Source organism: Scytonema hankhaensis NUACC26 (assembly GCF_045865695.1).
Classification (GTDB): domain Bacteria; phylum Cyanobacteriota; class Cyanobacteriia; order Cyanobacteriales; family Nostocaceae; genus Scytonema.
On record NZ_BAACAP010000211.1, the window covers coordinates 35,628 to 59,453 of the forward strand.

At 43.4% G+C, this 23,826-nt stretch carries 12 protein-coding genes; 5 read left to right on the forward strand and 7 right to left on the reverse strand.

Going from position 1 to position 23,826, the window contains the following annotated elements:
- Positions 1 to 24: 24 nt before the first annotated feature.
- The 4 genes from ACKTT2_RS26905 to ACKTT2_RS26920 form a co-directional block, all read right to left on the reverse strand.
- Positions 25 to 2,403, reverse strand: a complete 2,379-nt coding sequence (locus ACKTT2_RS26905; RefSeq protein ID WP_407892337.1) for an RHS repeat domain-containing protein — start codon at positions 2,401 to 2,403, stop codon at positions 25 to 27.
- Positions 2,404 to 3,219, reverse strand: a complete 816-nt coding sequence (locus tag ACKTT2_RS26910) for a pentapeptide repeat-containing protein (RefSeq protein ID WP_407892339.1) — start codon at positions 3,217 to 3,219, stop codon at positions 2,404 to 2,406. It abuts the gene before it with no gap.
- A 196-nt stretch (positions 3,220 to 3,415) separates the two neighbouring features.
- Entirely contained in the window at positions 3,416 to 15,094 is an 11,679-nt protein-coding gene (locus tag ACKTT2_RS26915; protein ID WP_407892341.1) for a putative Ig domain-containing protein, read from the reverse strand.
- A 474-nt stretch (positions 15,095 to 15,568) separates the two neighbouring features.
- Positions 15,569 to 16,312, reverse strand: coding sequence for a hypothetical protein (locus ACKTT2_RS26920; RefSeq protein ID WP_407892343.1), 744 nt, complete (start codon positions 16,310 to 16,312; stop codon positions 15,569 to 15,571).
- A 973-nt stretch (positions 16,313 to 17,285) separates the two neighbouring features.
- On the opposite strand from ACKTT2_RS26920, the gene ACKTT2_RS26925 reads away from it, so the two are divergent.
- A complete protein-coding gene (locus ACKTT2_RS26925) occupies positions 17,286 to 17,621 on the forward strand; it encodes a DUF5674 family protein (protein WP_407892345.1) in 336 nt (111 codons plus the stop codon).
- The gene (locus ACKTT2_RS26930; protein WP_407892347.1) at positions 17,621 to 17,986 is read left to right on the forward strand and encodes a hypothetical protein; all 366 of its coding nucleotides are present in this window, start codon (positions 17,621 to 17,623) and stop codon (positions 17,984 to 17,986) included. The genes ACKTT2_RS26925 and ACKTT2_RS26930 overlap by 1 nt, the downstream gene beginning before the upstream one ends.
- Positions 17,987 to 18,061: 75 nt before the next feature.
- On the opposite strand, the gene ACKTT2_RS26935 is transcribed toward ACKTT2_RS26930, so the two are convergent.
- Both ACKTT2_RS26935 and ACKTT2_RS26940 read right to left on the reverse strand, forming a co-directional pair.
- Complete coding sequence (locus ACKTT2_RS26935; RefSeq protein ID WP_407892349.1) at positions 18,062 to 18,925, reverse strand: fructosamine kinase family protein; 864 nt, start codon at positions 18,923 to 18,925, stop codon at positions 18,062 to 18,064.
- A gap of 87 nt (positions 18,926 to 19,012) precedes the next feature.
- Positions 19,013 to 20,332, reverse strand: a complete 1,320-nt coding sequence (locus ACKTT2_RS26940; protein WP_407892351.1) for a M16 family metallopeptidase — start codon at positions 20,330 to 20,332, stop codon at positions 19,013 to 19,015.
- A gap of 172 nt (positions 20,333 to 20,504) precedes the next feature.
- Here ACKTT2_RS26940 and crtD point away from each other — a divergent pair, with 172 nt between their 5' ends.
- The 3 genes from crtD (at position 20,505) to ACKTT2_RS26955 (ending at position 22,649) form a co-directional block, all read left to right on the forward strand.
- Positions 20,505 to 22,016, forward strand: a complete 1,512-nt coding sequence (gene crtD / locus ACKTT2_RS26945; protein ID WP_407892353.1) for a C-3',4' desaturase CrtD — start codon at positions 20,505 to 20,507, stop codon at positions 22,014 to 22,016.
- A gap of 83 nt (positions 22,017 to 22,099) precedes the next feature.
- Positions 22,100 to 22,324, forward strand: a complete 225-nt coding sequence (locus ACKTT2_RS26950) for a ribbon-helix-helix domain-containing protein (protein WP_407892355.1) — start codon at positions 22,100 to 22,102, stop codon at positions 22,322 to 22,324.
- Positions 22,311 to 22,649 carry a type II toxin-antitoxin system PemK/MazF family toxin gene (locus ACKTT2_RS26955; RefSeq protein WP_407892357.1) on the forward strand — a complete coding sequence of 113 codons (339 nt, stop codon included), beginning with the start codon at positions 22,311 to 22,313 and terminating at the stop codon, positions 22,647 to 22,649. The genes ACKTT2_RS26950 and ACKTT2_RS26955 overlap by 14 nt, the downstream gene beginning before the upstream one ends.
- 47 nt (positions 22,650 to 22,696) lie before the next feature.
- On the opposite strand, the gene ACKTT2_RS26960 is transcribed toward ACKTT2_RS26955, so the two are convergent.
- Complete coding sequence (locus ACKTT2_RS26960; RefSeq protein WP_407892359.1) at positions 22,697 to 23,767, reverse strand: PDDEXK nuclease domain-containing protein; 1,071 nt, start codon at positions 23,765 to 23,767, stop codon at positions 22,697 to 22,699.
- Positions 23,768 to 23,826 lie beyond the last annotated feature (59 nt).

The window sequence follows — 23,826 nt, forward strand, 5'->3', positions numbered from 1 at the left end:
AGGGTTTACTAATTAACAGTTTTTTTAAGAAAGTATAGGAAGACTTAATGCAACAACCCCAGATTGAAATGCTTTTTCCTGTAATTCTTGACGATAAAATTCTTTCTGCCTTCCTCCGTCAAACAGCGTTATAAATCCAGCTATGAAGTATCCCTGCTTTTTCGCATGGTTAGTAATAGCTTGCCACTGGTTTGGTTGTCTAGCAGCGCGACCATTTCCTCCAATATACGAGTCGTAAATAGTTTTTGCAGATAGCTTAACATCGCCGACAAGCCAGCTTTTTAGTTTATGGTTTGAGGGTTCGCCGCGTCTAACAATATAATCAGGTCTAAACCAGTTTTCTCTGACATTATCAAATCCTACCACCACAGGACAATGATAGCCATCACCCCCAGCAAAACCTGCTCTGTTCACTTCTGGTTGGAGCCAAATATCGTTGGTATATGTCTGTACAGGCTCAAGTATTTCACATATTATGTCTATGAGTAAAAATTCAAACATATCTCCTGCTGCTAATTTTTCTCCAGCGTTAAGGGCTGCTTCTATTCCTCTTCGATATGGGTTAGTGGCAGGAATAAAGGTGTTAAGGGAATTGAATAGCAATTGACCTACAACTTCGCCAGTTTTTTGTTTGAAATACTCAAGGGTTTGTTGCCGAGTGTAAGTTTGTATAGACCTCAAAATATTACCCATAGCGTCAGCCGTATTTAGTTCCGCCAAAGTAATCATTCCTGTCGGGTCACTATACACATAGGGATTGTTATACACAAACTGATAGGGATTAAAGCTCTCCGGCTCAGTCTCAATAATATCCACTCTGTCACGGCTTAGGAACAATCCCGTTGCTGGGTCATAATCCCTTGCTCTAAAGTGATACAACCCACTCTCAGATTCTAACCATTGCCCTTGGAACCTAAAATCACCACTAGCAGCGCTATTATTACCACTAACCTGTGACAAGATGTTACCAAAGGCGTCATAGAGGAACTTACCAGCACTCGCCCCTTGACCATCAGCTAACCCAATAACAGTCCCCATCGCATCAGTTAAATAGTACACTGGCTTTCCATCAGCGCCTATTCGCATCAAAGGACTTGAACCACCAGCGTAGATGTAATTGGAAATCAGATTGCCAGCAGCATCGGTAATTAAATCAGTTGATTCTAAACCTCCACCCATCGCAGGTGCTACCAAAAATCTTCTTTCAGTACTACCGGATACTGCTTTGATTCTGTTACCAGTACCATCGTAAATATACTGTGTTGTCTTACCAGTGGTTTTATTCTTGACAGTAGTGAGATGGTCATAGGCATCGTGGTCTAGATCGAGGGTTTTGCCATCTCTGTTTATCAGCGTCAACCTTCCATTTGCATCATAATCGTAATTCTCAGTCTCGCCAGTTTCAGTGACAGTATCTAATTGATACCCAGCAGTGTAATTGAATGTACGATTACCATTTGTTGTACTAGATTGCACTTTGCGCTTACCTGATGCATCGTATTCATAAGTCGTTTCTTTTAACAATGTACCTGATGCATTGTAGTACGATTCTTTCTCAACCCGTAGCGCTTCATCATACTCCAACTTCACATAGGAACCATCCTCACGGGTAATCTTACTTGGTTCTCCGATTCCCTCACGTTCGTAGGTGACAGACGTTAACACTTGTCCTTGTGCGTTGGTGTGGACGATAGATTTAATTCGATCGAGGTCATCATATTCATAGACGGTTTTCACACCATTGGGTAAGGTACGTTCCTTCAAAGAGTTGACCACATCATATTTCATTGTGGTAATTCCGCCTAGAGGGTCTTTAATCCAGTTCAGATTACCAAACACATCGTAATCATACTCGGTGGTGTATGCTGTTGCAGTTGCAGAACCTTTCTCGGTGACAGTCTTAAGCCGTCCAACTACTGGATCGTAGGTGTAGCTAATACTGCTACCGTTGGCATAATCTATCCCATAGAGACGGTTGTTGCTGTCGTAGCGATAAGTCGTAGTACCAGTGCTGTCGGTCATTGTCTTGACCGCACCCTCAGTGGTATAAGTGTAGCTAACTTTATCTTTTACAACACCATTATTCTTGGTTGTTTGGGTTTTCACTTGTCCCGATTCATAGTAATCGTACTTGATGGTTTCTCCACTTGGTAATGTCACTGTTCCCAAACGGTTGTCGCCAGGACGATAGGACATTTGTTTAAAGGTATTATTGCCAAATGTGACTTTTTCTAAATTACCGAGTGCATCGTACTTATACTGGAGAGTTTCTTGAGTTGGTGAGGTGATTTTGGCGCTACCATCATCATAATCATAGGTATAGGTATTGCTAGCAAGGTCAGTTGCAGTTTTTAATCTGCCCTGTGCATCATATCCGAACACTCGGTCATTACCACCAATCATTTAATTTGAGGAAAAAATGCTTCCATCAGGCATAATAGTGTTGCAAAAAATAACATTTTTTAAATCAGCACCTACTATGTCGGTGCTACTTAGGTTAGCTTCAGTCAAGTTAGCTCCACTTAGGTCAAGACCTATTAAGTTTGCACCAGTTAAGTTTGCCCTAGTCAAGTTGGCTTCACTCAAATTAGCGCCTTCAAGATCGGCTAAACTCAGGTCAGCGTTAGTTAGATTGGAATGACTTAAATTAGCACCACATAAATTAGCTTTACTTAAGTTGGCTCCGTTTAAATCTGCTCCCAATGTGGATACTTTGAAAAAAGCTCCTGTGACTGAGGCGTTGATTAAGTTGATTCTGCCTTCTAGATTTGCATCTATAAGATTGGCATTTTCTAAGAGGGCATTGCACAAGTTTACGTTAGATAAGCTAGCACCATATAAATTAGATTTGCTTAGATTAGCCCCATTCATATTAGTGTCGCGCAAGTCCGCACATAATAACAAAGCTCCCGTCAGGTTAGCACCTGTCAAGTTAGCACCTGTCAAGTCAGCAGCACCCAGATGTGCGCCCGTCAGGTCAGCACCCGTCAAGTCACTATCCCTGAGATTGCAACCCCCTAAATCAGATTTAATGAGTTTGGCAGTGCTGAAATTTGCACCACAAAGGTTAGAACTTGCCAGATTACACTCTCTCAAATTAGCACCGCTCAGGTTAATACTGCTTAAATTACAGTCCCTAAGGTTGGCACCACTTATGTCAGTTCCAGAAAAATCTCTTTCACCTGCTGCGTAGCCTTTAAGTAACTTGTTGTCAAACATATGTACTCTCCATGATTAGACAAGGTTAACGAAAGTCATTCCTTTTAACTGCAGATAATATAACTACGACTACATTTTTTCTAAGAGCAGCCTCTGCTATTCTCTGATGCATACTTGGATTTCCAGAATAGAAGGTAATAAAGCTAACTACAGGTAAACTTTCATGTTTTCTAGCATACCCAGTCATAGCTAGCCACTAGTTTGGATTTGCTGTATATGTTTGGATTATAGTGTTCACTGATAACTTAAAGTCTCCAACAAGCCAGCCCTTTTGTCCTGTGCTTACATTTTCTTTTGGTGTTACAGGACTAATGATATAGTCTGGTCTTGAGTCAGTTACCCATCCTGAATTTTTGATAAAATCGACTAGATCTAAGCTGTTACATCCAAAACCATTACCAGATGGATTGCCATCTCTTTCGACTGGTGTTTCAAAATAAATATTGTTTAGAAGTTCTGAACCTGCTTGCCCAAACACGTTGCATACTTTGTCTGTAATTAAGTCTTCAAATACATTCCCCGCTCTCTTTTCATTATTGTTATCGCCAAAGGCATCTAGTACTGTTCTGAAGCCTCTTAGCTCTGGCACGAATGACTGTAAAGCTTGAAGGAGTAAATCGCTGGTTGCTTCCTGGATTCTCCCTCTAAGGTAATTCTGGACTTGATTGTAAGTAGCGGTTCTGATAGTTGCTAACTGATTTTGTATACTTTGGCTTGCATTTAATTCAACCAGAGTAAACATCCCCGTTGGGTCGCTATATACATAGGGATTGTTATACACAAACTGATAGGGATTAAAACTCTCCGGCTCAGTCTCAATAATATCTACCGGGTCACGACTGAGGAACAATCCCGTTGCAGGGTCATAATCTCTAGCTCTAAAGTGATACAACCCACTCTCTGACTCCAACCACTGCCCTTGGAACCTAAAGTCACCACCCGCAGCACTATTATTACCACCAACCTGGGACAAGATGTTACCAAAGGCGTCATAGAGGAACTTACCAGCACTCGCCCCTTGACCATCAGCTAACCCAATAACAGTCCCCATCGCATCAGTTAAATAGTACACTGGCTTTCCATCAGCGCCTATTCGCATCAAAGGACTTGAACCACCAGCGTAGATGTAATTGGAAATCAGATTGCCAGCAGCATCGGTAATTAAATCAGTTGATTCTAAACCTCCACCCATCGCAGGTGCTACCAAAAATCTTCTTTCAGTACTACCGGATACTGCTTTGATTCTGTTACCAGTACCATCGTAAATATACTGTGTTGTCTTACCAGTGGTTTTATTCTTGACAGTAGTGAGATGGTCATAGGCATCGTGGTCTAGATCGAGGGTTTTGCCATCTCTGTTTATCAGCGTCAACCTTCCATTTGCATCATAATCGTAATTCTCAGTCTCGCCAGTTTCAGTGACAGTATCTAATTGATACCCAGCAGTGTAATTGAATGTACGATTACCATTTGTTGTACTAGATTGCACTTTGCGCTTACCTGATGCATCGTATTCATAAGTCGTTTCTTTTAACAATGTACCCGATGCATTGTAGTACGATTCTTTCTCAACCCGCAGTGCAGCATCGTATTTGAGTTTGACATAAGAACCATCCTCACGGGTAATCTTACTTGGTTCTCCTATTCCCTCACGTTCGTAGGTGACAGACGTTAACACTTGTCCTTGTAAGTTGGTGTGAACGATAGATTTAATTCGATCGAGGTCATCATATTCATAGACGGTTTTCACACCATTGGGTAAGGTACGTTCCTTCAAAGAGTTGACCACATCATATTTCATTGTGGTAATTCCGCCTAGAGGGTCTTTAATCCAGTTCAGATTACCAAACACATCGTAATCATACTCGGTGGTGTATGCTGTTGCAGTTGCGGAACCTTTCTCGGTGACAGTCTTAAGCCGTCCAACTACTGGAGCGTAGGTGTAGCTAATACTGCTACCGTTGGCATAATCTATCCCATAGAGACGGTTGTTGCTGTCGTAGCGATATGTCGTAGTACCAGTGCTGTCGATCATTGTCTTGACCGCACCCTCAGTGGTATAAGTGTAGCTAACTTTATCTTTTACAACACCATTATTCTTGGTTGTTTGGGTTTTCACTTGTCCCGATTCATAGTAATCGTACTCGATGGTTTCTCCACTTGGTAATGTCACTGTTCCCAAACGGTTGTCGCCAGGACGATAGGACATTTGTTTAAAGGTATTATTGCCAAATGTGACTTTTTCTAAATTACCGAGTGCATCGTACTTATACTGGAGAGTTTCTTGAGTTGGTGAGGTGATTTTGGCGCTACCATCATCATAATCATAGGTATAGGTATTGCTAGCAAGGTCAGTTGCAGTTTTTAATCTGCCCTGTGCATCGTATCCGAACACTCGGTCATTACCACCAATATCAATGACTCTGGTGGGATAATCCTTGGCTTCTTGCAGATTATTGGCGTAGAGATATTCTGTTTTCTGAGTGAATTTACTCCCATCGCGTAGTTGATAAATAATTTCTTTGGGCAAGTAGTAATCATCACTAACGCTAGTTGTCTTGCGTCCTAAGGGGTCAATGACTGTTGTCTGCAAACCATTGTACTCATAGCGATAAGTCCGGATCTCAACAGTTGTATCAACTACGGGTTTTCCTTTTGCGTCGGTGACAATATGACCAGCAGCGTTGGTTAAATACTTACCACGTTCGGTAGAGTCAAGGCGACCAGTGCGCGTGTTGTAATTGTATCGGGTAAATAGCTTGAGGGCATCAATTTCTTCAATGACCCGATCACCTGCATCATATTCCTTAGTAGTGGTTGCGCCCGTCCGCAAGTCTTTCACGCTCGTCAACCGTCCGGCGGGATCATACCCGTATTCAGTCACATCATTACCACTAGCATCAGTTTCTCTATACAGCCGTCCGGCAATATCGTACTTGAACGTTGGCGTACCACCATCAGGAGTCACCCAACCTGCCAATTTCCCATCATCCGTTAACTTGCGCTCCATTTTACCAATAGTGGGAGCTTCCAACTTAGTCCAATCGCTACCTGCACCAGTGTAATCGTATTTAACCCAAATGCCTTTACCGTAGTCTGCAAATTTCTCTCGTCCGAGTTTGTCATACTCAAACGTTGATACTTCATCATCACTGGTGTCATTGGGAGTCCCCATGTCCTCAACCATCCGCTTCAGCTGACCGTTAGCGTAGTACTCCATGGTCGTAACACCGTTATCGGCGTCGATGGTCGTAATGACATTGCCAAAGTCGTCGTATTGGTATGTTGTCGTTCCTGTGGAATCAGTTTCAGTTTCCACTTGTCCAAAAGCATCATAGGTGAAAGACTGAATAACATTGCCTAAGCCATCTTTCATTGCCAGCAGATTACCGAAACGGTTATAGTTCATCGTCATGGATGCACCAGTTGGTGTCACCAGCGTTGTCATATTGCCGTACTTGTCGTAAGTGTAGTACGTAACTCCTGGCACAATAGTGGGACAACCGCAATACTCCTCTGTGCGTGACTTGAGGTTACCAAAGTCGTCATACTCATACTTGGTGACGAGATTGTTTGCGTTGGTAACTTGTAACAGATTATTGTCGTCATCGTATTTCATCTGAGTTTGATGACCAAGGGCATCAACTACACGCAAGACATTTCCACGAGGATCGTATTCATAAGTAGTCGGATTGCCCAATGCATCTTTGACGGTTTGCAATGAGTTCGTTGGGTCATACTCAATTTCTACAGAGTTATTTGCCGCATTCAGTGTCTTCTTCAAGCGTCCGTTGGAGTCATACTCAACTTTTGCACCAGTACGATTGAGCGGATCGATGATTTCTTTGAGATAATGCTGATGCTGTGGGTCGTAGATAAACTGAGTTTTGAATTTTGCCTGGTCGGTTACACTCATCAAATCGCCCTGAGCATTATACTCATAAGAGATCAGCTCACCCATCGGGTCTTTCACCACTGCAATCCGCCCTTGGGCATCCTTTTCAAAGGTAATCTGTTTCCCGGTTGAGCTAGTAATGCCCGCATCGCTATAAGTCAGTTTATTTCCCTTAGTGTCAGTGACTGTGAGCAAATCACCAGTTTGTGCATCGATTTCATAGACAATCCCTTCCTTGGTTGTCAGGACGTAAATGCTACCAAAGTTAATATCAGCAGGATTGTACGGCACTCCTCCATTCAAACCAACATACTCACTCGTACCAGCCTTATGAAGAATTTTGGCATCTTTCACACTCAGAGTGCTAGTAACGCCCATATCGCCAACAAACTTGGGACGATAAACAACCGCATCCGGATCTCTAGCGATCGCAGCTGCTAGTTTAAATATTGGGTCTAGGGTTGGTTTGAACGTAAACGCTTCTCGCTTACCACCTGGTAGTGTAATATATACACGAGTCCCATCTTTGAATGCACTTTGATAACCAATCAGTTGGTCTTCTTCAGTTGGTGGTCTCAACGAAGTTCGCAAATCCGTATCGCGGAACTCCATCCTCCACCCGTAGCCAAAGTCATCAGCGATCGCAGAAGTTAGCGTATCGTAAGTACGAGTCAGGGTAATGGGTATACCTGTAACGGGGATTGTGAGGTCAGTAAACGACAATCGGAAGTTACCCAGCTTCAAATCGCCTGCAACATCGACTGTTCTTTCAGAGTAGGAAATGTTCCCACCCTTATCTTCAACTTCGAGACGCAGTACATAAGAATCGTTTTGCAACAAAGAGGGGTCAAATTTACCGAGTACACCATTAATATTCTTGAGATTTTGACTTGACTTATCAACCTCAAAAATCGTCTTAGACTCCCCACTATCAACAGGTGTGGCAATCAATCGGTAAGATTTAATGCCAGTATCATCGGAGATTGTTCCCTTAATATCAGTAGGTGCTTTAACAAATCCATCACCAATTGTTGACAAATCAAAGCTGACAGTAGGTGCATTAATATCGCTTGGGTCAATGACCGTGACATCAAATGTAACTGGAGTAGACGTATTATTACTACTATCTGTGGCTGTTGCTACACCCTTAATTGTTCCACTACGTGATGCTTTAACTGTGACAATACCGTTGGCATCTAGTACTACTGGTGTACCATCCACCTTTAATTGCAAGCTTGCAACCTTAACATTATCAGTAGCACGCGCTTGGAAAGTAATATCCTCACCCAACCTAACTGTATTGTTGAGCGCAATCAACCGCACAATAGGTGTCTCAGTATCGCGCACGACACTCAAGTTAATCGTTTCGGTTGCACTACCACCATTACCATCACTCACAGTCACTTGCACCGTATGGGGTGCGAGTGTATGTGCTGTAGTTGGTGTCCATCGTAACCGACCCAAGCTATCAATGGTCATTCCTTTACCCAAGGAAGTTGAGTCAAGGCTGTAGGTCAATGCATCATCATTCGGGTCGGGAGCTTTGATATCGTAAATGTACGTAATCCCAGGTATTGCTTTATCGGGAGCTTTGGAGCTAATGACAGGGTTAGAGTTAGCCCGTGCGGTGAGAGTAAATCTTTGTGTGGCACGCAGACCACCTTTATCAATTGCACTGATGGCAATTTGATGCGTACCTACAGTAGGGTTAGCCCAGGTTAACAACCCAGTGGTGGTATTAAAGCTCATCCCTGTTGGTGCAGGAGAAGGAAACAATAGCTGATAGGTGAGGCTATCTCCTGCATCCGGGTCTGTCGCTACAACTTGGTATCGGTAAGTGGTAGTACTGCCAGTACCAGTCACAAATACTGGGGTAGAAGTAATGCTGGGGGCATTATTGATAGCAACTGTACCCACTGTTAGAGTGTAGGTTTGGCTTTGAGTACCACCTTGGGGATCGCTGACCGTAACTTCAACATTGTGAGAACCAACTTGGGTTGTTGTCGGAGTCCACTGAATCACCCCATTGTGGTCAATAGCTATGCCCTTGCTTTTTGACACTGAGTCAAGATTGTAGGTAAGGGCATCGTTTTCTGGATCGCTAGCGACTACAGTATAGGTGTATCGTTGATTTTGAGATGCTCTTGTTACAGGAGTAGAAACTATTTGTGGAGAAGTATTAACTCCTGTGACATTTAAGGTAAATTCTTGAACAACGAATGCACCATAAGCATCTGTCAACCGTACTGCTACTGTATGCTCTTCAATTTGCTCGTCTTTGGGTTGCCAACGCAACACTCCGGTTTTAGCATCAATCACCATGCCTGCTGGTTTTTTGTCAAGACTCCAGATTAACAAATCGCCATCAGAGTCAATACCAGTCAGGTTGTACTGATACTCTCGCTCAATATTGGTAATCAGGTTGGGAACAGAAGTAATACTGGGCGCTCTATTGCTTCTGACAGGAGTACTGACAACATCAATATTAAAAGTTTGGGGAGTCACACCACCGCGCCCATCACTGAGTGTAATTGTGACAGAATTTGCACCTAGTTGTGTGAAATTGGGAGTCCAGGAGAGTATACCCTGGTTATCAATAGTCATCCCCTTTTGACGGGATTGTTCATCAAGAGTGTAAGTGAGGGGGTCGTTATCGGGGTCGAAAGCAGTGACAGCGTAAAAGTAGTTCTGTCCTAAAGCAATGGTCTTGCGGGGAGTGGAACTGATGAGGGGGATCTGGTTGGGAGGAGCCGCACTGGCTCTGAGAACATTGATGTAGAAAGACTGGTTTGTTTTCCCACCTAAGAGGTCAGTTGCAGTGATGACGAAGTAGTTGTTGTTGCCTTCCATTGCAGCGGTTGGTGTGAAGGTAAACAAACCTGTAGTGCTATCTAATGCGACTGTTGCCCCTTGTGGAAATGTAGTTAGACTGTAGGTGATGGGATCGCCTTCGGTATCTTGTGCCATTGCCTTGTACTGGAAGGTTCGCCCGACAGCAGTTTCAGTTACATTAACAGTAGCTCCACTAGGCAGAACACGAGTCATATAAGGCAGATTTGTTGTAAATGCTGGTGGCGTGTTCCGCTCTGAGACATTGATTTGAAAAGCTTCAATATCCTGTCCGCCCTTACCATCTCGAACGCGCATGACAACATCATGTTTGCCTAATTGTGTAGCAGTTGGCTTCCACGCAAGGATACCTGTTGCTTCGTCAATAACCATGCCCTCAGGCTTAACCAACAGGTTATAGGTGAGAGGGTCTGCATTTTGGTCTAGAGCGACAGCTCGATAACGCAATTGCTTGTCAACCATACCCGAAGTTGGTGGCGTGCTGATGAACTCGGGTTCAGCATTACCGACGCCTGCAATAATATTGGTAAAGTCTACATTTTTAGTAGTTTGGCTGCTAGCAACTGCGATCTTATAAGTACCAGTTGTTGGAGTAGTTTGTGTCCAACCAAGTTTTGCTGACTGAGCAATTGTGTAAGTACCCGGTTTAAGTACCAGAGAATACTGACCTTGAGTATCTGTGGTGGTATATTGTTCCTCTGGGTCTTTTTGACCATTGTTGTTGATATCAGCGTAGATAGTTGCACCTGCAATCGGAGTCACATTGCTGCCTACACGAACTTCTACATCATCTAATCCCCAGCTTTCATTGTTGATGTCTTCAGTAGTTCCACCAAGAAAATCCAGAGCAACAGAACTGCTCGTGTGGTCGAATTTGAAAGATAATTCATAAACTCCAATATATCCCTCACTTCCAGTTAAAGTGTAATCATCAACCCCTGTCCCTGCCGGAAAAGCGTGTAGTGTAGGGTTAGCGTCATCAAAGTTGTGAGGATATGACTGTCCTCCTGGTAGTGTGCTTTGATTATACGCTTGGGATTGGAAAGTCGTATACAACAGCGTTGAACCGCCTACAACTTGTAGTTTCCACTTGTCTGGTCCCCAGTAATTACTGTTACCATCCCATGTATCAAGGATAAACAGCTTAAAAGACACTGTGACAAAATCGTGTTCTGGCAAATTGTCAAGTGTCAGTTTGGTTTGTCTAAGTAGTCGGAATTCGTCATTTTCATAGAGAGTTCCACCAAATTTTCCTAAAAAATGTCGCTCTCCATAAATATCTCGTTTTACACTTGACCATTCTGCTAAGGATTCACTTTGGTTCTCAAAGTCTTCAAAATAAACCAGTTTGTCTTTTAGTTTACCGTTGCTAACATATACCTGTCCCGTAATTTCTCCTACAACAACTGAACTGACATTTAGCTTGAAACTCTGGGTATCCACTCCACCGCGAGGATCTCGTACTTGCACTGTCACATCTTTTTCACCAGCCACAGGTTTGTCCCAGCTAATCAAGCCAGTGTTAGCATCAATTGTCATTCCTTGGAGAGGGTTCACCAATGAATATTGCAGCGAGTCGTTATCCGAGTCAAGTGCTTTGACATCATAGGTATAGCCTAAAGACGTATAAGCAATAGTAATCGGATCGCTGATGATAATTGGTGCATGGTTTCCAGGTTCTGCAAGTGTCTTGACTTTAAAGACTTGCTGTGCCGTTCCTCCCTTGCCATCCGTTACAGCTAAGGTCACGTCATAAGTGTTCAATTGATTGCCATTGGGAGTCCAACTCACGACTCCCGTGCTGGGGTTGACTGTCATCCCCTCTGGCTTGTTGACCAGTGAAAAGGTCAATGTGTCATTATCGGCGTCTTTGGCGAGCGCCTGATAAGTATAGTTTGTATTAATTGCTGCATCAACTATGGGAGTGCTCGTAAAAACAGGGGGTCGGTTGGGAGGTGCATCGATGACCGAGAGCGCGAACTGTTGCGTTGTTACTCCACCACGACTGTCGTTAGCTTCTACCAGTATCGTATGGTTACCTTTGTTGGTAGTGAGGGTGTTCCAGGTAATCAGCCCGGTTTTTGAGTCAATTGTGGTGTCAACAGGAGATGACAGCAGTTTGTAGGTCAAAACGTCGCTATTGGGGTCAGTAGCATCTACATCATAGCGGTATTGCTGACCCCCAATGATTTCTGTTACTGGTTGACTCTGAATTGAGGGTTTTTGATTTAACTGCGCCAGTACTACCAAATCATAAGTAAATTGTTTGCCTTGAGGGTTGTAGAATTTTAAAGAACGTTGGTTAGTCAGTTCTAGGGGTTCTACTTTACCATCACTGACCAGTTGGCTGAAATCATAGTAAGGAATTCCCTCTGGAGTAATTCCATCGGGTTTGTGTAGCGTTATAGTGGGGTCACTCATGTGGGTAACGCCAACAAGCAACGGACCATCAACGCTGTATTTGCCAGTGTTGCGAAGAGCAATGTCTGTATGCAATAGCTTAGTGTCAGCGTTAAAGCTCGTGCGATGGTATTCAGCTAGGAAGCTATTGGAGACATCTGCCAACAAGTTGAAGTTAGGCGTTGTTGAAGTGCTGGGCAATGTCTGGGTACCAAAATCTTTCTGAGTAGCTGGTAGTGTACCAACTGGCGCTGGGTTAATCGCAAAGTCTGTAATAGTAGCGCTAGTAGTCGTATCGTCATCATTATTGACTAAGCGAAATATCAGGTTAGCTTTGGTTAAGGGTTTGGTACCAGTGAGATTCAAACTAACAGTACGAGTTGTAGTATTGTAACTCGTACCTGCACCTAGGGCAACGGCTTCACCTTCAGTCCAGTTAAAGAAAGCATCTCTCCCACTAGAAACAGTATGTACTAGAGAGTTACCCGCCTCATCGACTAACGCCACCTCAAAAGCATCATTAATTGAATCTAAATCCTTGGTGTCAAAACTCGGAGCAATCTTAAAGCTGATGAGGGAAGGAGTAGAAGGAATTGTGAAGGAATTGTTGCGCTTTGCTGTAAACAAAGTAACTTCATTTAGGGAAGCTTGGGGGAACAACTCAAACGTCTGAGTTGCTGTTAATCCACCAGCATCTTTAACTGTTAGAGTAATGTTGTTCTTACCATCCGGAAATTGGTTGAGAGTGCCGCTCAAGGTAGCAGTGCCATTACCATTGTCTTTTAGAGTTAACCAACTGGGTAAGTTGTTAGCGGTAATAGTGCGCTTATCTCCGGCGTCTGGGTCAGTGGTGACAATATTGTAGATATAAGGACTATTCACCTCAGCATTCAGGATAGGATTACTGACAAAGCTGGGAGCCTCATTAACATTTGTAACGCGAATAGAAAAGGTTCGATCGAAGAACAAGCTAGGGTTGCTCTTATCGGTGGTTCGCACCTTGATACTATGACTGCTGCTGCTTTCAAAATCAACTACAGCACCGTTAGCTACTTGCAACTGATTAGAGACAAGTTGGAACCGCCCACCAGCATTGTCCACCAAACTGTAACTATAGCGATCTTTCAACGCTGGGTTAGAAGTTCTCAACTGCCCTACAACCGTTCCCTTTGTACTGTTTTCAGCAAATGTGTCGCCGTCCAAAGTCACAGCAATTTTGTAGGCGTGATTGTCACTTTCAAACGCTGCTGCATCTGACCTAAATACAATTTTGTCAAAGGATACCCCATCAGAAGCGAAGAAGTTAACGTACTCAGTCAAATAAGGAGAACCATTTGCAAGAGCGATAATGTCATTACCTCTAAAACTCTGGATTAAACTGCCGTTACTATAGAAATCAACTGAGTTATAACTATCTATTGTTCCCCAATACAGACCAAAGTAATTGATTGGAATAGCAAAGTTCAGCGCGACTGGACTTGTACCTCTGCTATCGTTGAAAGGAGCAACTGTCAAAAATTTGGTGGTGTCATCGACTGGAGATTGGTACAGTCCTGGACTCGCTCCTGAGACAATCGCCGCCGAAGAGTTGATGTTCGTGTAGGTAACAAAGTTAGAGGGAAACCCTGAATTAAAGTCAATAGAAGTTGCTCCCCAAACGCTAGAAACTTTGCCAACTCCATTAACAGATGTGCCTCCCAAAGAAACTGCAATTGTACTTACAGTCTTTGGTATTCCAAAGCGTCCCTCCTGCTGTCCGTAAAGCACAAAGTGGTTGTATGCAGAGGCATAATTATTGTTAAAAGCTGCCTTCAAGTCAGCATTCTTCGCCAGGTAGTACGTCACGTTGAACAGTTTTGATGAAATTCGTCCTTCGCGAAGACCATTAAGTTGGAAATGCTCGTACAATTGCTGATTATTGAGACGTGCAGACGCTAAGTCAGAATTGGCATTTTGGTAGTCATAAACATCAAAGGCAGCAGAAAAAGGGCGTCCATCTCTCAAACCCGACTGTTCAAAGTGTTTCAACAACTGATAGCCACTCAAGATCCCCGTAGTTGCTAAGTCGGAATTCTGAGCGCGGTAGTAATTGATATCGAAGAACTGAGAAAATTGGCGGCTTTCATTTAAACCGTGTTTGACAAGATGCTCTAGAGCTTCAAGGCGATCGTTTTTGGGAGTGCTACTGAAGGCTGTGCGGAGGTCAGAATTCTTAGTCAAATAAAAGTCTGTCTCAAAAAATTGTGAAAATCTTTTTCCTTCGGCTACACCAACGTAATTCAAATGGTCAAAGAGTTGCTTATTGTTATAGTTTGTCAAGTCACCATTGGAAGCTCGATAAAAATTGAGGTCAACCAACGGCGAAAATCTTCTTCCTTGGGCTACACCAAAGGACTTCAAATGGTCAAAGAGTTGTTCGTTGCTTAACCCAGTTAAATCGTCATGAACACCCCGGTAAAAAGAAAGATCCACAAATGGGGAAAAGCTTCGTCCTTCTGCTACACCGTAATTTTGCAGATGGTTAAATAAAGCCCGGTTATTAAAACTCGCTAGATCGCTATTGGCAGAACGATAGAAGCTAAGGTCGGCTAGTGGTGAGAAAGCTCTGCCTTCATCCAAGCCATAAGCTTGGAAATGTGAAAAAAGTTGGTCGTCTGTTGTAAATCCAGCCGCCGCGAGGTCGGTATTGGCAGCACGATAGAAATTAGCATCAAATGGGTTGTTTATCATTTATACGAGGTAGTAAATCTAAGAAATTTTAATACGTTGAATTTTGGGAGCGCTATCTTTCTGAGTGAAGTGAGTTGGCGTACTCACTTAAAAATAAGGATGATAAAATAATTAAAGACTTGGAGCACAATTCCAAGAACACTTAGACGTGCGGTTCCTATAATTATGAGAAGTGAGTTCTGAAAATTACGATTTTTTCATAACAGCCGAAATCACAAATATTATCTGTTTATAACAGGATATTTATTCTTATTATTGGAAGGTAAAACTCACTTCAAATAAGCACAAATTTTCATTATCTTTGGGATGAAAATAATGAAGAATTGGGCTGATAGCATGGCTGAATTTGTAGTTAATATCCCTCAAATATATAGCTCACGCTCTTCTTATTTAAAAGTAGTATTTAGCCTAGCTATGTGTTTCTCGCTTTCGGACACGAGCAAAAACTCAGAGCTAGTTGGCTCGGTGTCCAAATCAAATACTATGACTCATAGCAAGCACGTTGGGAATAACAGAAACGTTTTCAGTTCTCTTTATCAGAAATTTTTGGTTAATTATGTCAGAGTAAGTCTCCAAATCTACTTGCCAATTATCAATGCAGTTATGCAGACTGTTGATTTTTTCGGCTCCAGAGTCACCACTCAGTTCGTAGCTAAAACTGCCAGAAAACATCACAATTGGGGTGCTTGTTTCGTCTTCATTACGCAACGCGGCTTCAGTAATGCCCAGGTAGAAAGGAGCGCGTTGGAACTTGTACACTAAGTTGAGTGAAGCGAGCATGGGGGAATCTCCCGACTCTTGCCAAGCACCGGGAGACAATAGAGTTTCTGCTATGTAGAGGCGAGCAGCATCTGGAGAACCTGCAAAAGAAACGTAGCCTCTGGGATTGATACCTACAGCTTCGTATTCTACGTTGGGTAGGGTTTGTACGTATTTATGAGCCATTCCGGCGATCGGCAATGACTCTAAAGTAGAACTACCAATTTGTTGCAGGAAAATTATTCTATTTTGTTCAGCAATAATGCTAATAGTTTTTTGATTTTCATCAGTGAAGGTCACCTGACTCGCCGTTTGCCCATAACTGGGCTGTTGTGCCAAATTCCAATTTTTGGGGACGATACCACTGCACTTGAGGAATTCTGGATTCACGAATGAGTGAGAATTATTTTTGGTAGCGGTGACAATTGCTGCTTCTTGAACGGTTAATTGTAAATTCATAAAGTTCCTCCAAATGAATACCTCGATATTTCTGACTTTTTAAAGCACACAACTCTATACCGGATGCCTTTGGTTTTCATCCGGTTTCCTAGTTTCACACTGTCTAACAGTTGAATCAAGATAATGAGTATTTCTGCGTGGAGACGGTGAATCGGTAAGAGCGAAAACTTCGAGCCGATTCAATTTTTATTTCTATTATTAAATGTCTCAATAGATAAAAACAGCGAAATTTTACTGACAAGTCTTCGGAACTGATAAAAAATTCAGTAGAAACGCTGAAGTTGTTACTTTTGTTTTTAAATTCTTCTCACAAATATTTGGGCATTTTGTAAGAAAAGTGTAAAGTTCGAGGTAGCTAACAGTTCTGCGTTTCTCCTGAGTCAAGCCCAGAATTTACTTAGTTACGTCAGTCAATTATCACTTTCTTGGCAAAAACATTGGTCAGTAATTATAGCGCTTTTCACTTGAATCCAATACAGTTCTTGTGGGGCGGGCAAGATGCCCGCCTAAAACGGGCGGGACGCTCCGCAGTCGCACGCCACTTGCTACAACGGGGGGAACCCCCGCAACGCAGTGGCTCCTCAACGGGGGGCTTTGGGGTCCCCTCTGGGGTTGGGGGGAAACCCCGGCACGGCGCTGCTCTGGGTTCCACAAGACTATTATTCATGTATTGCAGCCAACTGAAAACCGCTATATCTCTCAGCCTGCGGAAATCGCTTTTGTTAACGCCACCTCAGCTTCTTGGAGCGATGCTGCATAGCAACCGCTACACGAACGTATCTTAAATATGTCTGGTTTGCTCACCTCAGAAACAGAAAGTGTTTAGGTACTACTTTTATAGTTCATTACGTGTAAGCGATCGTTATGCATACTGGGTTTGAAATCTACTACGTACAAACCAAACTCACTTGCGTGAGGTTCATTAGTGTAAAGTAATATGTTTAAGTTCTTGATTGTGGTTTGAGGCAGTACTTTGATTTTAATTATCCGCGAACGTGCTACTCCCGAAGAATTGGAAGAAATATTAAAAGAGTGGGGAGTTTTTATCAAAATCGCCGTTGATATAGAGCGTGAAATATTAGCAGGTGGAAGCCAAAAACATTACGAGTGCGAACAAGAATTACTCAAAGACGGGAGCAAACAACGTGATATTTGGGGAGCAGATTGGAATCCATATACGCAAAAAATCTTTTTTGAGTCTATAATAAATATCCGTCCAAGTCAGAATAACCGCAATATGGAGATACAATCTCCGGACATAAGAGAAAAAGTTGCTCAAATTACCCTACGATTATTGGGAGGACTATAATGCCTAATTGGAGTTCTATCGAAGCCGGATTTTTGAAGCAACCTCGCTCAATGCAGTTAGGAGAACTTGCATCTTGTCTATCACGTATCAAAGCCTGGTGTTTTGATATTGAGTCAGCTCGCCAAGGTGTTCCAGTCATCCTAAGTGAGAGTTTATTTTATTTGGCACTATTGATAGAACATGAAGAATTTCATACACCAGAATTTATTCAGTTACGTCAATTATTACTTTCTTGGCAAAAATATTGGTCAGTAATTATCTCTCAGCCTGCTGAAATCGCTTTTGTTAGTGCTACGTCAGCGTCTTGGAGCGAGCGCATCTTAAATATGTCTGGTTTACTTACTTCAGAAACTAAGAGTGTTTAGGTATAGTGGTACGAGCGTCCTCGCCCGTCCTAGCGGACGCTCTTCAAAGCACAACAGCTTACTTCTGCAAAAATCCTATTTCAAAATTTGAGCTATCATCCGGTTGGCTTGGGACGAGTAACTGCCACCAAATAAATTAAAATGATTGAGGATGTGATACAAGTTATATAAAACTTTTCTTTGCTCGTATCCTTCATCTAGAGACCACACTTCGTTATATCCTTGATAGAAAGCAGCAGGGAAACCGCCAAAAAGTTCAGTCATGGCAATATCAACTTCGCGATCGCCATAATAGGTAGCAGGATCGAAAATGACTGGTTCTCCCGATACAGTACTCCCAGCGTTTCCTCCCCATAAATCGCCATGTACCAGTGAAGGTTGCGGTTTGCGATTTGCCAATAACTCAGGTATCGCTTCAAGTAATTCTTTTTCTTGAGGAAAATGCCCGTTTCGCCGTCGAGCTAATTGGAATTGATAACCCAATCTATGCTTAGTATAAAATTCTAACCAATCTGCTGTCCAAGTATTAATTTGAGGCGTAGAACCAATAGTATTGTTCGTATCCCAACCAAAACCTTGGTTACTCGTGAATTTATGCATTGCTGCTAGTTTCCGTCCCATCTCTTCCCAAGAGTTGGTGTTTCCCGAACTAATTTCCAACCATTCCAACACCAAAAAGCTGTAATTTCCAGTAACACCAGAGCATATTGGTTTGGGAACGCGGATTGTTGCTGTTTGATACATTTGCTGTAAACCCAAGGATTCCGCCTGAAACATCTCCAATTTTGACGCCTGATTGAGCTTAACAAAGTAGGTGTGCTGCTTATTGGAGACTGTATAACCTTGGTTGATGCATCCGCCACTGACTGAGCGTTGCTGTAAAGATTTGAATTGTTCGCCTGTTGTCTGAGAGATGTAAGCGTCTATTTCAGTCCACATAAGAATGGGGTTAGGGGTTAGGGGTTAGGGGTTAGGGAAGAGTTTGCTCTTATCCCTACTCCCTACTCCCTACTCCCTATTCCCAATTTACAACGGTTTAAGCACGACAACACCATAAGCGTCTGGAGAAAGGTAATCTTGGGAAGCTTGCATCAAGTCAGTTGCATCTAAGCTTTGAATGATACTGGGGTAATTAAATGCAGGTTCCAAGTCGCCTACCATGGATTGATAATAGCCGTATAATGTAGCGCGATCGCTTGGAGTTTCATTACCAAAAATAAACCTGTTAGCCACTTTTGTCCGAATGCGATCGATTTCCGCTTGTTTTACCATCTCTAACTGTAGATTGCGAATGTGTTGAATAATTCGGGCTTCTACGTCTGGTAAATTTTCTACCGGACAATAAGCCAAAATATAAAAAGTTCCTTGTAACTGTTGGGTGATATTGCTGACAGAAATATGAGAAACCAGTCCTCGTTCTTCTCGTAAATCTTGTACGAGTCTTGATGTCAAACCATGTCCGAGAATTCCCGCTAAAACGTCTAACGCATACGTACACTCCAGTTGAGTTAACCCTGGTACTCGCCAAACAATCGCCAATCTTGCTTGTTGAAGACTTTCATCAATAAATTCTTTACGAACAATATCTGTAAATGGAGGTTCTGGGTTAAGTTGGGGGTAAGGAGTAGGGGCGCAAGGCATTGCGCCCGTACCGGAGTAGGGTGTAGGGGCGCAAGGCATTGCGCCCGTACCGGAGGCGTATCCTTCAGCAACAATTGCGATTAACTCATCTACAGGCAAATTTCCAACAGCCACAGCAGCAATAGATTTCGGTTGATACCAAGTTCTATGAAATTCTCTCATTTGCTGGGGCTGAAGTTGCGAGATGACTGATTCTGGTCCCAAGACAGAACGCCGATAGGGCAGTTTATCAAAAGCTGTCTCCATTGAGCGTTGAAAAGTGCGACGGCGAGGATTATCTTCCGAGCGCCGAATTTCTTCCAAAACGACCAATCGTTCTCGTTCAAAGGCATCATCGGGTATGCTGGCATTAAATACCACGTCCATTTGCAGTGGTACAAGTTCTGCAAAATCTTTCGGAGCCGTTGTTATGTAGTAGTGAGTGTAATCTTGGCTAGTCGCAGCGTTTGTTACAGCGCCTCGTTCTTCAATTCGACGTTCAAACTCGCCACTCGCTAGTTGCTCGGTTCCTTTAAACACCATATGCTCTAGAAAGTGAGCTACACCGTTGATTTCGTCAGTTTCTATGGCTGAACCAACATCGAGCCACAAGCTTAAGTTTACAGCTTCAATTGGCACTTGCTCAGCAATTATTGTTAAACCGTTAGGCAATCGGTGCAATGTAGGAGCGTTAAGGCGAGGAAACTTTAACAGGGTTGATGTCATTTTTACTGACTGAATAATGGGGCATAGGGCATAGGGCATGGGGCATAGTTAAGAAATAATTTATTGCCCATTTCCCATTGCCCTTCTATCTTAACTACTCATCAAATCCACTATTTTTGAAGCGTGTTTTAAGATTATGATAGAAGTATTAAGAAATATATAGCAGACATCAATGCCCGGTCATAGTATTGTCAATAGTAAATCTCGTGTGGTAGTTATCGGTGCCGGAATAGGCGGGCTAACTGCTGGTGCATTGTTAGCCCGCAAAGGGTACAGTGTTTTGATTCTAGACCAAGCCCTCGTTCCTGGAGGTTGTGCTTCCACCTTTAAACGCAAAGGATTTACCTTTGATGTAGGAGCAACTCAGGTTGCTGGGTTGGAACCTGGAGGAATTCACCACCGCATTTTTTCGGAGTTAGAGATCGATTTACCAGAAGCAACACCATGCGATCCGGCGTGTGCGGTTTATTTACCTGGAGAGACAACGCCTATTAATGTTTGGCGCGATCCGTTGAAATGGAAAGAAGAACGACTTCGGCAATTTCCTGGTAGCGAACCGTTTTGGCAGTTGATGGCTACTTTGTTTAAAGCGAGCTGGAAATTTCAAGGACGAGATCCAGTATTACCGCCTCGAAGTTTGTGGGATTTGTGGGAGTTAACCAAAGCAGTTCGTCCCGATACGCTGATAACTGTTCCTTACACCTTATTTACTGTAGGGGATGCTTTGTTTGCCTATGGGCTGGGACATGACTACCGCTTGAGAACTTTTTTGGATTTGCAACTCAAGTTGTACTCTCAAGTTGATGCTCAACAGACAGCTTTACTTTATGCCGCAACGGCGTTGAGTGTATCGCAAGAACCACAAGGGCTGTACCATCTTCATGGCAGTATGCAAGTTTTGAGCGATCGCTTGGTAGAAGCTTTGGAAAGAGATGGCGGCAAATTGCTCATGCGTCACACTGTCGAGCATATCAAAGTCGAGAACGGCAAAGCAACTGATGTGGTTATTCGCAATCAAAAAACTGGAGAGGTATGGACACAACCAGTCGATCGTGTTGTGGCTAACGTGACAGTGCAAAACTTAGTACAGTTGTTAGGAGAAAAAGCGCCCAAAGGGTACAAGCAACGAGTGGAAAAATTACCCCCTTCATCTGGTGCATTTGTGGTGTATTTAGGTGTTGATGAAAGTGCTATTCCCTTGGGGTGTCCTCCTCATCTTCAATTTTTATACGATCCGAATGGACCTATTGGTGACAACAATTCCCTGTTTGTATCTGTCAGTCGTCCCGGAGATGGTCGCGCCAAAAAAGGAGAAGCGACAATTATTGCTTCTTCTTTTGTCGATCCAGAGCCATGGTGGCGTACTGAAGATTATGAAGGTTTAAAACAACACTATACACGAGATGCGATCGCTCGTCTTGCCAAATTCTTCTACTTAAAACCAGAAACGATCCTTCATGTAGAAGCAGCAACTCCCCGTACTTTTGCCCATTACACGGCAAGAGATCGAGGTATTGTCGGTGGTATCGGTCAAAGAATACCTACTTTCGGTCCTTTTGGTTTTGCCAATCGCACACCTATTGAGCATTTATGGCTTGTAGGCGACTCTACCCATCCAGGGGAAGGGACTGCTGGGGTGAGTTACTCGGCGCTAACTGTGGTACGGCAAATTCTTGCAGAGTGAATATAGCTAGTACATGAAGGCAGTTTACTACTAAAGTGGACTACCATATAGTAAGAATATTCTTGCTACCATTTGGTCAGAACATGCAAGTTGAAAAACTATCAGTTTCTTTACCAGCATCCCTAGTGCAATTTATTGAAGGTTACAAAGTAGCTCATTCCTGTAAATCCCGCTCTCAAGTTATTGAAATGGCATTACAGTTGTTACGACAACAAGAACTAGAAGAAGCTTATCGAGAAGCATCTACTGAAGTTGACAATGATTGGGATGTAACAATCGCCGATGGACTAACAGATGAAACGTGGTGATATTTATTACGCAAACCTCAGTCCGGCTGTAGGTTCAGAAATGGATAAACTCCGCCCAGTACTGATAGTCAGCAATAATGCCAATAATCGTGCAGCTAGCACGATAACAATACTACCACTTACATCCAATGTCAGCCGTATTTACCCCTTTGAGGTTTTACTTAGTCCAGAAGACAGCCGTTTACCTAAACCATCCAAAGTACAAGCTCAGCAAGTGCGAACAATTTCTAAGCAAAGGATTGTGGGTGATGTGGTGAATAGTTTAAGTGAAGAGTTGATGCAACTAGTAGATGCTGCTCTCGAACTACATTTAGGGTTGGATTGAGTGGCTTTTGGCTGCTAAATAATTAGGTGATTGGCAAAGTTGTCACCTTACGTCTCCATTCTCCCCTGCTTCTGCTTTTCAAGTTCGGCGGCAGCCGTATCTAGCTCCATCTCCAGTTGTTCCACCGTAGGCAGGATATTTTTAAGCTGTTCGGGAACGTCTTGTCCTATCTTATGAGTGGAAACACCGATAGGCTGTGTCATCCCTTGCAATGCAAGTTCGGCAATCGTCTTGTTTTTAGACTTGCAAAGAATAATGCCGATGGTGGGCCGATCGTCAGGGTGTCGCAGAATAGAATTCACTGCTGACACATAAAAGTTCATTTTCCCCGAAAATTCCGGCTGAAATTCCACCATTTTAAGGTCAATGATGACAAAGCAGCGCAGCTTGAGGTGATAAAACAGCAGGTCAAGCCGATATTCCTGTCCGCTCACTTCAATAGGATACTGGCTTCCCACAAACGAGAAACCTGCCCCCAGTTCCAGAAGAAAATCACGAATGCGCTCCACGAGCGCACGCTCCAAATCCCTTTCCTGCGCCTCTTTGCCCAACGTCAGGAAATCAAAATGATACGGGTCTTTAATAAGCTGCTGCGCCAAATCGGACTGGGGCCTGGGCAAGGTCTGGCTAAAGTTGGTGACCGCGCTTCCCTGGCGTTCATACAGACGGCTCTCAATCTGCATCTCCAGGATGGCGCGGCTCCAGCCGTTTTGGATGGTCTGCTGGATGTACCAAACCCGCTGCTCCGGCGCTTTTACGCGATCCAGCAACACGCAGTTATGAAACCAGGGAATTTGTCCAGCAGCCTGCTGGACAAATTGCTCGTCAGGGTAAGCTTCCGCAAAAGCCCGCATATAGAGCAGGTTTGTACGGGAGAACCCCTTTATGTCTGGAAACTCCCGTTTTAAATCCTTGGCTATACGCTCAATGACTTTAGTGCCCCAGCCTTCCTCCTGCTGGCGTTGTAAAATCTCCCTGCCGATCTGCCAGTAAAGCAGTACTAATTCCTGGTTCACAGCAAGTGCCGCCCGCACCTGCGCGGTGCGAATGCGCTGTTTAAGGGTGCTTAGAAAAGCATCATAGTTGCTTAAGTTCTCAGGAAAAAGAGAATCGGTCACGAGTAGAAGAACGTATCAGGCGGTTACTGTATTGTAGATCAACGGTAGTAACCCGCTGT

What these genes read in the sequence shown, in the direction of transcription:
- ACKTT2_RS26905 (WP_407892337.1), bottom strand. Translation starts at nt 2,403, where the DNA reads ATGATTGGTGGTAATGACCGAGTGTTCGGATATGATGCACAGGGCAGA.
- ACKTT2_RS26910 (WP_407892339.1), bottom strand. Translation starts at nt 3,219, where the DNA reads ATGTTTGACAACAAGTTACTTAAAGGCTACGCAGCAGGTGAAAGAGAT.
- ACKTT2_RS26915 (WP_407892341.1), bottom strand. Translation starts at nt 15,094, where the DNA reads ATGATAAACAACCCATTTGATGCTAATTTCTATCGTGCTGCCAATACC.
- ACKTT2_RS26920 (WP_407892343.1), bottom strand. Translation starts at nt 16,312, where the DNA reads ATGAATTTACAATTAACCGTTCAAGAAGCAGCAATTGTCACCGCTACC.
- ACKTT2_RS26930 (WP_407892347.1), top strand. Translation starts at nt 17,621, where the DNA reads ATGCCTAATTGGAGTTCTATCGAAGCCGGATTTTTGAAGCAACCTCGC.
- ACKTT2_RS26935 (WP_407892349.1), bottom strand. Translation starts at nt 18,925, where the DNA reads ATGTGGACTGAAATAGACGCTTACATCTCTCAGACAACAGGCGAACAA.
- ACKTT2_RS26940 (WP_407892351.1), bottom strand. Translation starts at nt 20,332, where the DNA reads ATGACATCAACCCTGTTAAAGTTTCCTCGCCTTAACGCTCCTACATTG.
- crtD (WP_407892353.1), top strand. Translation starts at nt 20,505, where the DNA reads ATGCCCGGTCATAGTATTGTCAATAGTAAATCTCGTGTGGTAGTTATC.
- ACKTT2_RS26950 (WP_407892355.1), top strand. Translation starts at nt 22,100, where the DNA reads ATGCAAGTTGAAAAACTATCAGTTTCTTTACCAGCATCCCTAGTGCAA.
- ACKTT2_RS26955 (WP_407892357.1), top strand. Translation starts at nt 22,311, where the DNA reads ATGAAACGTGGTGATATTTATTACGCAAACCTCAGTCCGGCTGTAGGT.